Here is a 14383-nt window from a genome sequence, read left to right as displayed (position 1 = left end):
TAGGCGGCCGCGGCGGCGAAGCGGCGTGAAAGGCAAAGGACGGAGACAATGACCATCAATCTGCAAAAGCCGGACATCACCGAGCTTAAGCCGCGCATCACCGTGTTCGGTGTCGGCGGCGGCGGCGGCAATGCCGTCAACAACATGATCACCGCCGGTTTGCGCGGTGTCGAGTTCGTGGTGGCCAACACCGACGCGCAGGCGCTGACCATGTCGAAGGCCTCACGGCTGATCCAGCTTGGCGCGCATGTCACCGAAGGCCTTGGCGCCGGATCGCAACCGGAAGTCGGCCGTGCGGCGGCGGAAGAGTGCATCGACGAAATTCTCGATCACCTGACCAACACCCATATGTGCTTCGTCACCGCCGGCATGGGCGGCGGCACCGGTACGGGTGCTGCTCCCGTCGTTGCCCGCGCTGCCCGCGAAAAGGGCATCCTCACCGTCGGCGTCGTCACCAAGCCGTTCCATTTCGAAGGCCAGCGCCGCATGAAGACGGCGGACTTCGGCATCGAGGAATTGCAGAAATGCGTCGATACGCTGATCGTCATCCCCAACCAGAACCTGTTCCGGCTGGCCAATGACAAGACCACCTTCGCCGACGCCTTCGCCATGGCCGACCAGGTGCTCTATTCCGGTGTTGCCTGCATCACCGACCTGATGGTCAAGGAAGGCCTGATCAATCTCGACTTCGCCGACGTCCGTTCCGTCATGCGCGAGATGGGCAAGGCAATGATGGGCACCGGCGAGGCTTCGGGCGAGGGTCGCGCGATGGCCGCCGCCGAAGCGGCAATCGCCAACCCGTTGCTCGACGAGACCTCGATGAAGGGCGCCAAGGGCCTGCTGATCTCGATCACCGGCGGCCGCGACCTGACGCTGTTCGAAGTCGACGAAGCGGCAACGCGTATCCGCGAGGAAGTCGACCAGGACGCCAACATCATCCTGGGCGCCACCTTCGACGAGGAACTCGAAGGCGTCATCCGCGTCTCGGTGGTTGCCACCGGCATCGACAAGTCGGCGGCTGAAATCGCCGCTGCGCCGATCTCGATCCGCACGGCGCCGCCGAAGCCGGTCAGCCGCCCAGCCGTTGCCGCGGTGGAAAGCCGCCCGGCGCCGGTCCAGCAGGCGGCATACGAGCCACGCGCGGCCGACCCGGTCGCCGAAGCCATCCAATTGGCCGAAGCCAATGCCGCGGCCATGGCACAGGCGCGCCCGGCTCCTGTCGCTCACGCTGAAGATTTCCGCCCGCAGAGCAAGATCTTCCAGGCGCCGCCAGCACAGCCGATGCCGCAGCCCGTGGTCCAGCAGATGATGCAGCCTGCTCCGCAGCCGCGCGAGATGCTGCGCGAAGCCCCGCAGCCGGTTGCTATGGCGCCGCAGCGTATGCCGCGCGTCGAGGACTTTCCGCCCGTCGTCAAGGCCGAGGTGGATGCCAAGAGCCGCCCGGTCGACCACGAGAACAACAGCGGACCGATGGGCCTGCTGAAGCGCCTGACCAACGGCCTGACCCGCCGCGAAGAAGAGCCTGCACGGCTGCAGCCGGCGCAGCCGCGCGAGCCCAAGCTGCGCCAGGCAGCGCCCGAAGTGCGCCGTCTCGCCAGCCAGGACGCGCAGCTCTACGCGCCGCGCCGTGGTCAGCTCGACGACCAGGGCCGCCTGACACCACAGGTCAGGTCGACTCAGGAAGACGATCAGCTGGAGATTCCGGCGTTCTTGCGCCGCCAGGCCAACTGATTGGTAAACGGACTGTAACATTTGTTAACAGGCAAGCGAGGAATCGCTTGCCTGTTAACGTTTTAAATGATGTGATTTCAATCACTTACCAAATCGTGCCCATTCCAGTTTGCGGTTACACAGAGTAAGAAACCGTGATTTGGAGTCTCCCTGACGGGACATTATCTTCGCTGCCTACCATCGTCGGTTTGCCGGGATTTCGGGGGAAGTCGCCCTGCTTGCCGATTCACACAAGAGCCGCGCCCTCGGGCTGGAGAAGCGGACCTAGGCATTACGGGCTTATGGGGATTGTCTTGCACGACTATCAGACGACATTGAAGACGCGCGCGTCGCTTACTGGCACCGGCGTCCACAGCGGCAAGGAAGTTTCCATCAGCTTTTTGCCGGCGGATGCCGACACCGGTATCGTTTTCCAGCTTTTCAACGGTGCAGAGCAGGGCCGCGAGTTCCGCGCCCTGGTCTCGGAAGTCGGCGCTACCGACCTGTGCACTATGCTTGGTGATCCCGCGGGCGAACACATCGCCACGGTCGAGCACATCATGGCGGCGCTGTTCGGGCTCGGCATCGACAATGTCGCCATCGAGATCGATGGTTCCGAGGTTCCGATCTTCGACGGCAGCGCCATGGCGTTCGTCGAAGCCATCGATCAGGCGGGCATCGAGACGCTCTCGGTCAAGCGCCGCTATATCAGGGTCATCAAGCCGGTCCGCATCGAGAACGGCGCCTCCTGGGCGGAGTTCAGGCCCTATGACGGCACCCGTTTCGAGATCGAGATCGACTTCGAAAGCCCGGCAATCGGCCGTCAGCTGTTCGCATCCGACCTCAATGCCGATATCTTCCGCCGCGACATCGCGCGCGCCCGCACCTTCGGCTTCATGAAGGATGTCGAGCGGCTGTGGGCCGCCGGCTACGCGCTCGGCTCTTCGCTGGAGAACTCGCTGGTCATCGGTGACGACAACCGCGTCATCAATATGGGCGGCCTGCGCTATCCCAACGAATTCGTGCGCCATAAGACGCTGGACGCCATGGGCGACCTGGCGCTGGCCGGCGCCCGCTTCATCGGCTGCTTCCGCTCCTATCGCGGGGGCCACAGGATGAACGCTGCGGCCCTGCGCCGCCTGCTGTCGGATCGGACTGCGTTCGAGATCGTCGAGACGACGCGCCGCGAGCGCGGTCGCAGCGCCGAGATGAACGCCGTCAACGCGCCGCTCTACGCGCCCTGGATGATCTGATTCTCTTAACTTTTTTCGGATTTCATGGCAGGCAGAGGTGTTGCATGAATGCACCACCTGCTGGCGAAATCACATGGGTGTCGGGCCGCCCGCTTGTCGCCACAAAAATGCGCGATTGGCCGGCGATAGCGTTGCCCGGCAAGGCGGTTATGGTTTATGGCTGCTGCCGTCGATTAGTGCATGTCGCCTAGAAGTGGGGACCAGTTTTGGGACAACGGCATGCGACGGGCATTAAAATAACGCCGAAAGGGCGGAATCCAATCATGTTTTTCAAGCGAGTTGGTCAATTGAAAGCGCCGCAGAGGGCTGTTTTCCTGGCGCTTTCGGTGGTTGTTCCATCGCTCTTTCTGTCGGCCTGCATGTCGTCGGAGAAAGATATCGACCTGTCGACCTATGTCGACCAGACCGAACCGGCCGATGTTCTCTACAATCAGGGCCTCGCCAACCTCAATGCCGGCCGCCTGCAGGAGGCAAGCCGCAAGTTCGACGCCGTCGACCGCCAGCACCCCTATTCGGAGTGGGCCCGCAAATCCATGGTGATGGGCGCTTTCGCCGACTACCGCCAGGGCAATTATGACGAGGCGATCGGCTCGGCCAAGCGCTATCTCACGCTCTATCCGTCGACCGATGACGCCGCTTACGCGCAGTATATCATCGGCTTGAGCTACTACCGCCAGATCAAGGACGTGACGCAGGACCAGAAGGAAGCGCGCCAGACCCTTCAGACGATGCAGGACCTGGTGACGCGCTGGCCGACATCGGAATATGTCGACGACGCCAAGGAAAAGATGCGCTTCGCCAACGATCAGCTGGCCGGCAAGGAAATGCAGATCGGCCGCTATTATCTCGAGCGCCGCGAATACATCGCTGCCGTCAAGCGCTTCCGCACCGTGGTCGAGAACTATTCCAACACGCGCCATGTCGAGGAGGCGCTCGCTCGCCTGACCGAAAGCTATTACGCGATGGGCCTGACCTCGGAGGCACAGACCGCCGCCGCCGTGCTCGGCACCAACTACCCCGACAGCTCGTGGTACAAGGATTCCTACAAGCTGCTGCAGAGCAATGGGCTTGCACCGCGCGAAAATGCCGGGTCGTGGATATCCAAGGCCGGAAAGCTGATCACCGGCGCCTGACGTCTGAGCATCGACCGAAGCGTGCGCAGCGCTTTTTCGGATTGATCCGATGCTCAAACAAAAAGATAGTGCGGCGCTGCGACTGCAAATGGTCGCGTGCCGTTCTAGATTCGGGTTCTGATGCTTTCCAGACTGTCGATCCGCGATATCGTCCTGATCGAGAAGCTGGATATCGACTTCCAGCCGGGTCTTTCGGTGCTGACCGGCGAAACTGGCGCCGGCAAATCTATCTTGCTCGATGCCCTGTCGCTGGCGCTCGGTGCGCGCGGCGACGCGTCGCTGGTGCGCCATGGCGCGGCGCAGGGCCAGGTCATCGCGGTCTTCGACGTGCCGCGCAACCATCCGGTGCGCGCGCTGCTTGCCGAAAACGCCATCGAGGATGACGGCGACATCATCCTGCGCCGCCTGCAGACGGCGGATGGCCGCACCCGCGTCTTCGTCAATGATCAGCCTTCGAGCGTCACCCTGATGCGCGATGTCGGTCGCGCGCTGGTCGAAATCCATGGCCAGCATGACGAACGCGCTCTGGTCGATCCCGGCGCGCACCGCGAGGTGCTCGACGCTTTCGGTGGTCATCTCGGCGCCGTCCGCTCGACGGGTGAGGCCTGGCGGCACTGGCGCGCCTGCGAGCAGGAGCTGTCGCGCCACCGTGCCAAGGTGGCGGCGGCAGCGCGCGAAGCCGACTATCTGCGTGCGGCGGTGGCGGAGCTGACGAAGCTCGATCCTCAGCCCGGCGAAGAGACCGACCTTGCCGAACTGCGCGCGTCGATGATGCGCGTGGAGAAGATCGCCTCCGAAATCCATGATGCGCAGGATGTGCTGTCCGGCCCATCTTCGCCCCTGCCGCAACTGGCCAGCCTGCTGAGACGGCTGCAGCGCAAGGTGACGGAGGCGCCGGGCCTGCTCGACGACGTGGTCAAGTCACTCGACGAGGCGATGCTGTCGCTCGACGCGGCGCAATCGGGCGTCGAGGCCGCATTGCGCGCCACCGAATATGATCCGCAGCGGCTGGAGAAAGCGGAGGAGCGGCTGTTTTCGCTGCGCGCGGCCTCGCGCAAGCACAGCGTCGCCGTCGATGACCTAGCGCAACTGCGCGACACGATGTCGGCCGATCTCGCCGATCTCGATGCCGGCGAGGAACGCCTGCACGGGCTGGAAAAGCAGGCTGCGGCAGCGCGAGAGACCTACGATGTCGCCGCCGCGCAGCTGTCCTCGCTTCGTCATGCGGCTTCGGTCGGCCTGACCAAGGCGGTCATGGCGGAATTGCCGGCGCTGAAGCTCGAACGCGCTGCCTTCATTGTGGAAATGAAGAGCGAGGCCGAAAGCCGCATGGAAGAGGGCATCGACCAGATCGAATTCTGGGTGCGCACCAATCCCGGTACGCGGCCCGGGCCGATGATGAAGGTCGCCTCCGGCGGCGAGCTTTCGCGCTTCCTTCTGGCGCTGAAGGTGGCGCTGGCCGATCGTGGCTCGGCGCCGACGCTGGTGTTCGATGAAATCGACACCGGTGTAGGCGGCGCTGTCGCCGACGCCATCGGCCAGCGGCTGGCGCGGCTGTCGAAGCGCGTCCAGGTGCTCTCGGTTACGCACGCGCCACAGGTGGCGGCGCGCGCGGCGACGCATTTCCTGATCTCCAAATCCGGTACCACCGACCGTGTCGCCACCGGCATTGCCGAGATGGACCGGCCGGCGCGGCAGGAAGAGATCGCGCGCATGCTGGCCGGCGCCACCATCACCGACGAGGCGCGCGCGGCCGCCGAGCGGCTGCTGCGTGAAAATACCACGGCGGCATAAGAACGACGGGTGTCGGGGATCGAGTCAGGATATGGCTCCATCCCGCTGTTCAGGAATGCTTTTCCCAAAATCCTGATCTATTGTGGCTGGCCAAAGTTCGGGGAAGGAAAGCATGGCTGAAAAACCTGTCGATTCGCTCAGTGAGAGCGAGGCCGAAGCCGAGCTGAAGCGCCTTGCGGAAGAGATCGCCGAGCACGACCGGCGCTATCATACCGAAGATGCGCCTGTAATAAGCGATGCCGAGTATGATGCGCTGGCACGGCGCAACCTTGCCATCGAGGAGCGCTTTCCGGCGTTGGTGCGCGAGGATTCGCCGTCGCGCAGGGTTGGCTCGGCGCCAGCGGAAGGCTTCGCCAAGGTGCGCCATGCGGTGCCGATGCTCAGCCTCGCCAAGGCCTATACCGACGAGGACGTCACCGATTTCCTCGAACGCGGCCGGCGATTCTTCGATCGCGACAAGGATCTCGACATCGCCTTCACGGCCGAACCGAAGATCGACGGGCTATCGGCTTCGCTGCGCTACGAGAACGGCGTGTTCGTACAGGGCGCAACGCGCGGCGACGGGACCGTTGGCGAAGACATCACCGCCAATCTGCGGACAATCGCCGACATTCCCGCGAAACTGAAGGGATCGGGCTGGCCCGAAATCATCGAGATCCGCGGCGAGGTCTACATGACCTATGCGGAATTCGAGGCGCTGAAGCAGCGCTCCGCGGCGGTCGGCGGCCAGGACTACGTCAATCCGCGCAACACGGCGGCCGGGTCGCTGCGCCAGAAGGATCCGTCCGTCACCGCCAGCCGCAACCTCAAATTCTTCGCCTATGCCTGGGGCTACACGACAGCGGACCCGGCTCCGACCCAATATGATTCGGTGCAGAAATTCGCCGAGTGGGGGTTCAAGATCAGTCCGCTGATGGTGCGGGCCAAATCGGTCGACGAACTGGTTGCGCAGTATCGCCTCATCGAGGAGCAGCGTTCATCGCTTGGCTACGATATCGACGGCGTCGTCTACAAGGTCGACCAGCTGGAGCTGCAGCGCAGATGGGGGTTCGTCACCGGCGAACCGCGCTGGGCCGTTGCGCACAAATTTCCGGCCGAACAGGCGATGACGACCGTGCAGAAGATCGACATCCAGGTCGGCCGCACCGGCACGCTGGCGCCGGTTGCGCGGCTGGCGCCGGTCACGGTCGGCGGCGTCGTGGTCGAGAATGTCACGCTGCACAATGAGGACTACATCAAAGGCCTGGACAGCACGGGTCAGCCGATCCGCGACGGCATCGACGTTCGCATCGGCGATACGGTCGTGATCCAGCGGGCAGGCGACGTCATTCCCCAGATCGTCAGCGTCGTCATCGACAAGCGGCCGCCCGATGCCGTGCCATACGAGTTCCCCCACACTTGTCCGATCTGCGGCTCGCCGGCGACGCGCGAGATCAATGAGAAGACCGGCAAGGAAGATTCGCGCCGCCGCTGCACCGGCGAACTGATCTGTCCGGCGCAGGCGGTGGAAGGATTGCGCCACTTCGTGTCACGCGGTGCCCTGGACATCGAAGGCCTTGGTGCCGAAAACATAGATACCTTCTTCAATGCGGGATTGATCAAGACCGCCGCCGATATCTTCACGCTCAGGGACCGCCGCCCGGCCGTCACCAGGGCGCTGGCGGAGCGGCGTGAGGAGCAGGCCAGGCAGCGCGAGGCTGCATCGGGCAAGACGCGCAAGAATGTGCGCAGCGTCGAGGACCGCAACTATGAGGGTCTCGACAAGCTGTTCACGGCCATCGATTCGCGCCGCGAGCCGGAACTCGACCGCTTCATCTTCGCGCTCGGCATCCGCCATATCGGCGAAACGACGGCGGCGGTGCTTGCCCGGACGTTCTCGACCATCGAGGAGCTGATCCGCGTCGGCAAGGAGACAGCGGCCGCAGCCGATCCACACAGCGTCTTCCCATCGGTCAACGGCATTGGCGACACGGTGATCGACGCGCTGCGCGATTTCTTCGGCAATGAGCGCAATGACGACGTGCTTGATGCGCTGCTCATGCAGGTCAAGCCGAAGCCGTATGTCGTCAACGTCTCAGCCGACAGCGAGGTCGCCGGCAAGACGGTCGTGTTCACAGGCTCGCTGGAGAAGATGACACGCTCCGAAGCCAAGGCGATGGCCGAGCGCCTCGGCGCCAAGGTCGCGGGCTCGGTCTCGGCCAAGACGGATCTGGTGGTCGCCGGGCCTGGTGCCGGCTCCAAGCTCAAGCTTGCCAGCGAACTCGGTATCGAGGTGATCGACGAGGATGCCTGGCTGGTGCGGATCGGCAAGGCGTGATGGAAGGCGCATTCAAAGGGTTCGGCCCAAAAGCCATTCCGTTCCTGAAGGCGCTGGATTTCCACCAGAGCCGCGAATGGTTCCTGGAAAACCGCGACCTGTTCGAACAGGAGTTGCGCGATCCCTTTGGCGATCTGGTCGACACGCTGACCGAGCGCTTCGCAAAGGCGGGCCTCGGCCTGCGCGGCGACCGCAAGAAGTCGCTGTTCCGGATCAACCGCGACGTGCGCTTCGCCAAGGACAAGCGGCCCTACAACCGGCATCTGTCGGCTATCCTGTCGCCCGACGGCACCAAGATGGAGCAGGGCGTGTTCTACGTGCATATCGGGCTCGAGCGCTGCTTCGCCGACATCGCCTGGTGGCAGCCGGAGCCGGCGCTGCTGCTGGCGATGCGCAAAGCCATCGCGGCAAAGCCGGATAGGTTTCGCGCCCTGGTGGCGGCGTTGAAGAAGAACCGTCTTGAACTCGAGACGGAAGGCCGCATGAAGCGTACGCCACGTGGCTTCGAGCATATCAGCGATGCTGACCTGGTCGCCGCCATCCGCCACCGGCATTTTGTCGTCCAGCATGTTATCGATCCGGCGGGAATCCATACGGCTGATCTGGTCGACGAACTCGTCGATTTCACCTTGCGCGCCAAGCCGCTGCTCGACTGGGGCAGGGCGATCGAGGGCAAGGTTCTCGCAGGCTAGCCCTTCGACAAGGCGCCATGGCGATCATTTTCGCTGATCATTTGGCTCAAGCGAATTCGTGTGACAGCGCAGGCTGCGCCACCTACATACCGCCATTCCCTTGTTGTTGTGCCTGTCGTTGTCCCAAAACCGCTACGCATTTTTGGGCGACATGCATCAGGAGTGGTCGATGGCGACGGACGTAATTTCCGAGAGCGGCGCGAAAAGCGATTTCTGGCAAGGCGTGCGGCTCTCCATGCCTGTCGTCGTGGCGTCGGCGCCGTTTGCGGTGCTGTTCGGCGCGCTTGCCGTCGACAATGGCTTCTCGGTTCTGGAAGCCTTCCTGATGAGCGCGCTGGTCTATGGCGGCGCCAGCCAGATGGTCGGCATCCAGCTGTTCGGCCAGCACGTGGCGCCGTGGCTGATCGTGCTGTCGATCTTTGCCGTCAACTTCCGCCATGTGCTCTATTCCGCCGGCATCGGCCGGCGCATCGCGCATTGGCCCGTCATCAGCCAAGCGCTCGGCTATTTCATCCTCACCGACCCGCAGTTCGCTGTGGCCGAGGCGCGGGCGCAATCCGGCCAGACGGTCGGCTTTGCCTGGTATCTGGGACTTGGCCTGCCGGTCTATGTGTTCTGGGTGATCGAAAGCGCGCTCGGCGCGGTGTTCGGCAAACTGATCCCCGACACGCATGCGCTGGGTATCGATTTCCTGCTGCCGATCTATTTCCTCGGCCTGGTGATGGGCTTTCGCAAGCGGCCGCTGTGGCTGCCGGTGGTGATTGCCAGTGCGGCCGCCTCCATCGTCGCCTACAAGACGGTGGGCTCGCCCTGGCATGTCTCGATCGGCGCGATTGCCGGCGTGTTGCTGGCGGTCATCCTGCCACCCCACCATAGCGGCGTGAAGGCACGGCCATGAGCACGACATTCTGGATCATCATCGCCGGCGCGATCGCCACTTATCTGACACGCATCGGCGGACATCTGGTCATCTCTCGCTTCGACACCATCCATCCGCGTGTGGAAGCCGGTCTCAACGCCGTGCCGGCTGCGGTGCTGACGACGCTGGTGGCGCCGGAGCTGTTGAACGCCGGGCCGGCGGAATGGGCGGCGCTGGTCGTCACCGCCGTCGTGTCACTGCGCGGTGGGTTGATGGCGATGTTCTTGGCGGGTGCGGCGGTACTGATCGTGGCGCGGCAGTTCGTCGGCTGATCCTGCGAGCGCGATTGTTTTCGAACGCTGGTGCCGCCCCTCATTGCCCTGCCGGGCATTTCTCCCCGTAAACGGGGAGAAAGAAGCTCACCTCAAATCTTCGCGTCATGCGGCAGCGGCGCTGTCGCCTTTTCCAACCAGGCCAGTGTCTCGCCGTCGAGCATCGGCCCGATCTCGGCCAGCACGCGCGCGTGGTATGTGTCGAGCCAGTGGAGCTCCTCGCGCGTCAACAGATCCGACCGCACCAGTCTGGTGTCGATCGGCGCCAGCGTTAGCGTCTCGAAGCCGTGCATGGCGATGTCGCCGCCCTCGACCTCTTCAGCCGGCGTCACCAGGATGAGGTTCTCGATGCGGATGCCGTAGGAGCCTTCCTTGTAGTAGCCGGGTTCGTTGGACAGCATCATGCCTTCGAGCAGCTTTTCGGTGCCGGTGCGGGCAATGCGCTGCGGGCCTTCATGCACGGCCAGATACGAGCCGACGCCATGGCCGGTGCCGTGGGCGAAATCGCAGCCGTGCTTCCACAGCGCCATGCGGGCGACGGCATCGATTTCCGAGCCGCGCGTGCCGGCGGGGAAGCGCAGCGTGGAAATACCGATCATGCCTTTCAGCACCAGCGTGAAGCGTTCGCGCATTTCCTCGGTCGGCTGGCCGATGGGCACGGTGCGGGTGATGTCGGTGGTGCCATCCTGGTACTGCGCGCCGGAATCAAGCAGGAACAGTTCGCCGACCTGCAGCTTGCGGCTGGTGGCGCGCGATACGCGGTAGTGCATGATGGCGCCGTTCGGGCCGGCGCCGGAAATGGTGTCGAAGGAGACGTCGCGCAGCGGCATCTGGGTTTCCTCGCCGGTCTGCCGCCGCGACTCCTCCAGCTTGGTGACGACTGATATCTCGTCGAGCGAGCCGGGTTTTTGCCGCTCCAGCCAGCACAGCAGCTTTGCCACAGCCGCGCCATCACGCCGATGCGCGGCGCGCGAACCGTTGATCTCGGCCTGGTTCTTGGTGGCGCGTGGGATGCGGGCAGGGTCGACTGCTGCAATCACGGTGCCGCCATTGGCCTCGACAAGCATGCGCAGCCTGTCGGCGGCCAGCACCGGGTCGAGCGCGATTTTCGCGCCACTCTTGGCAAGCGCCACGATCGCCGCTTCGAATTCGCCGGGCTCATGTGGCTCGGCGAGTTGGGTCAGGTAGGCCGCAACCTGACGCGAGAATTTGCGCTTATCCATAAACAGCTGGTGCGATCCGTCGGCGGCGAGGATGGCGAAGCCGAGCGCCAGCGGTGTGTGGGGAACGTCACCGCCACGGATGTTGAAGGCCCAGGCGATGGAGGAGGGGTCGGTCAGCGCGGCATGGGTGGCACCGTCCTTGGCGATCGCAATTGCCAGCCGCCCCAGCTTGTCCTTGGCGAGTTCGCCGGCGAAGCCGATCGGATGAAGCTCGACGGGCGTCACCGGCGCCTCGGGCTGATCCTTCCAGATGATGTCGATCGGGTTCTTGTCGAGCGGCACCAGCACCGCACCTGATTTGTCGGCCGAGGCCTGCAGCGCCTTGATCTCGCTGATCGTGTGCAGCCATGGATCGAAGCCAAGCCGCGCGCCCTTGCCGATGTTATCCTTGAGCCAGACGGCCGGCGGGTTGTCGACCAAGCTTTCGATTGAAAAGACATCGAGATCGACCTCGCTGCGTACCTGCAGCGTGTAGCGCCCGTCGACAAAGACGAAGGCGCGGTCGCGCAGGACGATGGCGACACCGGCCGAGCCGCTGAAGCCGGTCAGCCATTTCAGCCGCGCCGAACGGTCGGCGACATATTCACCCTGGTGCTCGTCGGCGCGAGGCACGATAAAGCCATCCAGCCCGTTGGCTTCAAGCCATTGGCGCAGCAACGCCACGCGCGGCTTGCCGACGGCCGGGTCGCCCGCGGAATCGAAGGTCTGGAACATGGTGGGCCTCCTGCAGTCAGCACAACCGTAGCGTACGGTCGCGGAAATCGGAATCGATTTCCGGCTGGGCGCAACCTGCTACAGCATCGCTTGACTGACAACCGGCGGAACTTGGTCCAGCTCGGTCGTTGCCGGCCTATCTGCCTCAATGCTTGAGGTGAATCGTCACCCAGCCCTCGCGGTGCAAGGTGCGCACGTGGCGAAAATTCTGGCCGACATAGGCCGAGACGACGGCGTCGCGCTGGCGGTCGAGAATGCCTGACAGCACGATCGAGCCGCCAAGCGCGATGTGACCTGCCATTTGCGGCGCCAGCCGCATCAGCGGCCGCGCCAATATGTTGGCGACGATGAGATCGAAAGGCGCACGTTTGCCGAAGATCGGATGGTGGAAGCCCGGCGCGGTCACGGTCTCCACCAGCGCCTTGACGTGGTTGAGTCGTGCATTGGCGGCAGCGACTCTCACCGCCACCGGATCGATGTCGGTCGCCAGCACCGGAATATGCGCCAGCTTGGCGACGGCAATCGCCAGCACAGCGCTGCCGGTGCCGAGGTCGAGCGCATTGCGCGGACGCTCGCGCCGCACCACCTTTTCCAGCATTTCCAGGCAGCCGGCTGTAGTGCCGTGGTGACCGGTGCCGAAGGCGAGGCCGGCCTCGATTTCGATGGCGAGCTCGCCGCTGTGGCGCTTTCTGCGGTCATGCGCGCCGTGGACGAAGAAACGGCCGGCGCGCACCGGCTTCAGCTCTTCCAGCGAATGCGCCACCCAGTCGATGTCGGGCAGGACCTCGCGCTCGACCGGCTTCGACAGGGAAAGCCCGGCAAGGATGTCCTTCAAGCGAGTTTCGACCATTTCGATGTCGCCATCGGCATAGAGCGACACCTCGTGGATGTCTTTGTCCTCGTCGACCTCCAGGACGGCGATCGGCAGGCCCTCTTCCTCGAAGGCCGCCTCGAGCGCCGCGAAAATACTGATGGACTCGATCTTTCCGGCGATGAAATGCAGCCGCGTCTGGGTCATGGGTTTCTGTGTCAGCCCTTCGCCGCCAGCCGCTTCAGTTTGGCGACGGCCGTGTCCGAACTTTCGCCATACGCGATGGTGCCCGCAAAGTCGCCCTTGGCGTTGAGCAGCAGCACCGAGGCGGTGTGATCCATCGTGTAGTCGCCGTCGCCGGTGTCGACCTTCTTCCAGTAGATGCCGAACGACTTGGCCATCGCATGGACCTTGTCCGGATCGCCTGTAATGCCGGTGATGCGGTCGGAGAAATTGCTGACATAGGCGTTCATGACATCGGGCGTGTCGCGCTCCGGATCGACCGAGACGAAATAGGCGTGCAGGTTCTTGCCGTCGTCGCCGAGCGTCTTCAGCCAGCCGGCCAGTTCGAACAGCGTGGTCGGGCAGACCTCGGGACAATGGGTGAAGCCGAAGAAGACGACGCTGGGCTGGCCCCTGAAGGCGGCCTCGGTGATCGGCGCGCCTTTCTGGTCGACCAGCGTAAAGGCGGCGCCGAAGGGCTCGCCGCCATAGTGACCGCGGTACCAGTCGAAGGTCAGCCAGCCGATGCCGGCCGCCATCAGGACGAGAATGCCGACCAGGATAGAACGCATCATCAGAAAAGTCCGTCTGCAGAAATCGTCGCGCCGGCTCAATGCCACGCCTGTGTGACAGTCTTAGCGGCTCGGCCCCGCGCAGGCAAAGTGCCGCGTTGCCGCAACCGCGGTGGTGTTGATGTATCTGCTTGCAAAGCCGGGCTGTTCGCCCCACCTGTGACCGGCAACTCGAACCGCAGGAGGCACCCTTGCACGGACTGATTGGGCGAAAACTGATCGGCGGCGCGTTGGCCGCGTGCGTTGTCCTTGGCGCCGGCGCCGCCGTCGCCGAGGAAGTCGGCAAGGTCGGCGTCGATTGGCTCGGCAACGACATCATCGTCGAGGCGATCAAGGATCCGAAGGTGGAGGGCGTGACCTGCCACGTCTCCTATTTCGATCGCGGCATCATCGATCGCCTGCACAAGGGAAACTGGTTCGAGGATCCGTCCGATTCCTCGATCTCCTGCCGCCAGACTGGTCCGATTACCATCGGCGACATCGACATGGGCGAGAGCGGCGAGGAAGTGTTCAAGCAAGGCATCAGCCTGATCTGGAAGAAGCAGGTGGTGAACCGCATCTACGACAAGGCCAATGAGACGCTGATCTATCTCTCGCATTCGCGCCAGGTGCAGAACGGCTCGGCCAAGATGTCGGTTACCACCGTACCGCTCTACGGCCAGAACGTGGTGTGGAGCAAAGGCAAGCCGCAATGAGCGGAGCGAACTCCTTCGCGCAATTGGTCTGACGGACAATTGCTCGCGACTTGCGG

At 63.8% G+C, this 14383-nt stretch carries 12 protein-coding genes; 9 read left to right on the top strand and 3 right to left on the bottom strand.

The genetic code is table 11. The features are described from left to right. Nucleotides 1–48: 48 nt before the first annotated feature. The 8 genes from ftsZ to EJ076_RS24400 all read left to right on the top strand — a co-directional run bounded on the left by ftsZ (nt 49) and on the right by EJ076_RS24400 (nt 10090). Nucleotides 49–1731 carry a cell division protein FtsZ gene (ftsZ, locus tag EJ076_RS24435; protein ID WP_109668241.1) on the top strand — a complete coding sequence of 561 codons (1683 nt, stop codon included), beginning with the start codon at nt 49–51 and terminating at the stop codon, nt 1729–1731. Nucleotides 1732–2012: 281 nt separating this feature from the next. After that, on the top strand, nt 2013–2963 hold the full coding sequence (lpxC, locus tag EJ076_RS24430) for a UDP-3-O-acyl-N-acetylglucosamine deacetylase (RefSeq protein ID WP_126069554.1): 951 nt from the start codon (nt 2013–2015) through the stop codon (nt 2961–2963). A 263-nt stretch (nt 2964–3226) separates the two neighbouring features. Beyond that, complete coding sequence (locus EJ076_RS24425) at nt 3227–4096, top strand: outer membrane protein assembly factor BamD (protein WP_126069553.1); 870 nt, start codon at nt 3227–3229, stop codon at nt 4094–4096. 120 nt (nt 4097–4216) lie between these two features. Then, nucleotides 4217–5890: a DNA repair protein RecN gene (gene recN, locus EJ076_RS24420; RefSeq protein ID WP_126069552.1), complete on the top strand. Its 1674-nt coding sequence runs from the start codon at nt 4217–4219 to the stop codon at nt 5888–5890. 112 nt (nt 5891–6002) lie between these two features. Continuing rightward, nucleotides 6003–8207, top strand: coding sequence for an NAD-dependent DNA ligase LigA (ligA, locus tag EJ076_RS24415; protein WP_126069551.1), 2205 nt, complete (start codon nt 6003–6005; stop codon nt 8205–8207). Beyond that, the gene (locus tag EJ076_RS24410) at nt 8207–8899 is read left to right on the top strand and encodes a TIGR02453 family protein (protein ID WP_126069550.1); all 693 of its coding nucleotides are present in this window, start codon (nt 8207–8209) and stop codon (nt 8897–8899) included. The genes ligA and EJ076_RS24410 overlap by 1 nt, the downstream gene beginning before the upstream one ends. 169 nt (nt 8900–9068) lie before the next feature. After that, a complete protein-coding gene (locus EJ076_RS24405; protein WP_126069549.1) occupies nt 9069–9797 on the top strand; it encodes an AzlC family ABC transporter permease in 729 nt (242 codons plus the stop codon). After that, entirely contained in the window at nt 9794–10090 is a 297-nt protein-coding gene (locus tag EJ076_RS24400; RefSeq protein ID WP_013530970.1) for an AzlD family protein, read from the top strand. Before EJ076_RS24405 ends, EJ076_RS24400 begins: the two co-directional genes overlap by 4 nt. A 92-nt stretch (nt 10091–10182) precedes the next feature. Here EJ076_RS24400 and EJ076_RS24395 read toward each other — a convergent pair whose 3' ends face one another. From EJ076_RS24395 to EJ076_RS24385, 3 genes are all read right to left on the bottom strand, one after another. After that, nucleotides 10183–12027, bottom strand: a complete 1845-nt coding sequence (locus EJ076_RS24395) for an aminopeptidase P family protein (protein WP_126069548.1) — start codon at nt 12025–12027, stop codon at nt 10183–10185. A 145-nt stretch (nt 12028–12172) separates the two neighbouring features. Next, complete coding sequence (locus EJ076_RS24390) at nt 12173–13045, bottom strand: 50S ribosomal protein L11 methyltransferase (protein WP_126069547.1); 873 nt, start codon at nt 13043–13045, stop codon at nt 12173–12175. Nucleotides 13046–13056: 11 nt separating this feature from the next. Beyond that, the gene (locus EJ076_RS24385) at nt 13057–13635 is read right to left on the bottom strand and encodes an SCO family protein (protein ID WP_126069546.1); all 579 of its coding nucleotides are present in this window, start codon (nt 13633–13635) and stop codon (nt 13057–13059) included. 188 nt (nt 13636–13823) lie between these two features. Between EJ076_RS24385 and EJ076_RS24380 the strand changes: the two genes are divergently transcribed. After that, on the top strand, nt 13824–14327 hold the full coding sequence (locus tag EJ076_RS24380; protein WP_126069545.1) for a CreA family protein: 504 nt from the start codon (nt 13824–13826) through the stop codon (nt 14325–14327). Nucleotides 14328–14383 lie beyond the last annotated feature (56 nt).

The organism is Mesorhizobium sp. M7D.F.Ca.US.005.01.1.1 (assembly GCF_003952545.1).
GTDB classification, from domain to species: Bacteria; Pseudomonadota; Alphaproteobacteria; order Rhizobiales; family Rhizobiaceae; genus Mesorhizobium; species Mesorhizobium loti.
Note: the sequence above shows the minus strand (reverse complement) of the source record. Positions and strands in the feature narration are given on the sequence as shown.

Coding starts and splice junctions, on each gene's coding strand:
- ftsZ (WP_109668241.1), top strand. CDS start 49: ATGACCATCAATCTGCAAAAGCCGGACATCACCGAGCTTAAGCCGCGC.
- lpxC (WP_126069554.1), top strand. CDS start 2,013: ATGGGGATTGTCTTGCACGACTATCAGACGACATTGAAGACGCGCGCG.
- EJ076_RS24425 (WP_126069553.1), top strand. CDS start 3,227: ATGTTTTTCAAGCGAGTTGGTCAATTGAAAGCGCCGCAGAGGGCTGTT.
- recN (WP_126069552.1), top strand. CDS start 4,217: ATGCTTTCCAGACTGTCGATCCGCGATATCGTCCTGATCGAGAAGCTG.
- ligA (WP_126069551.1), top strand. CDS start 6,003: ATGGCTGAAAAACCTGTCGATTCGCTCAGTGAGAGCGAGGCCGAAGCC.
- EJ076_RS24410 (WP_126069550.1), top strand. CDS start 8,207: ATGGAAGGCGCATTCAAAGGGTTCGGCCCAAAAGCCATTCCGTTCCTG.
- EJ076_RS24405 (WP_126069549.1), top strand. CDS start 9,069: ATGGCGACGGACGTAATTTCCGAGAGCGGCGCGAAAAGCGATTTCTGG.
- EJ076_RS24400 (WP_013530970.1), top strand. CDS start 9,794: ATGAGCACGACATTCTGGATCATCATCGCCGGCGCGATCGCCACTTAT.
- EJ076_RS24395 (WP_126069548.1), bottom strand. CDS start 12,027: ATGTTCCAGACCTTCGATTCCGCGGGCGACCCGGCCGTCGGCAAGCCG.
- EJ076_RS24390 (WP_126069547.1), bottom strand. CDS start 13,045: ATGACCCAGACGCGGCTGCATTTCATCGCCGGAAAGATCGAGTCCATC.
- EJ076_RS24385 (WP_126069546.1), bottom strand. CDS start 13,635: ATGATGCGTTCTATCCTGGTCGGCATTCTCGTCCTGATGGCGGCCGGC.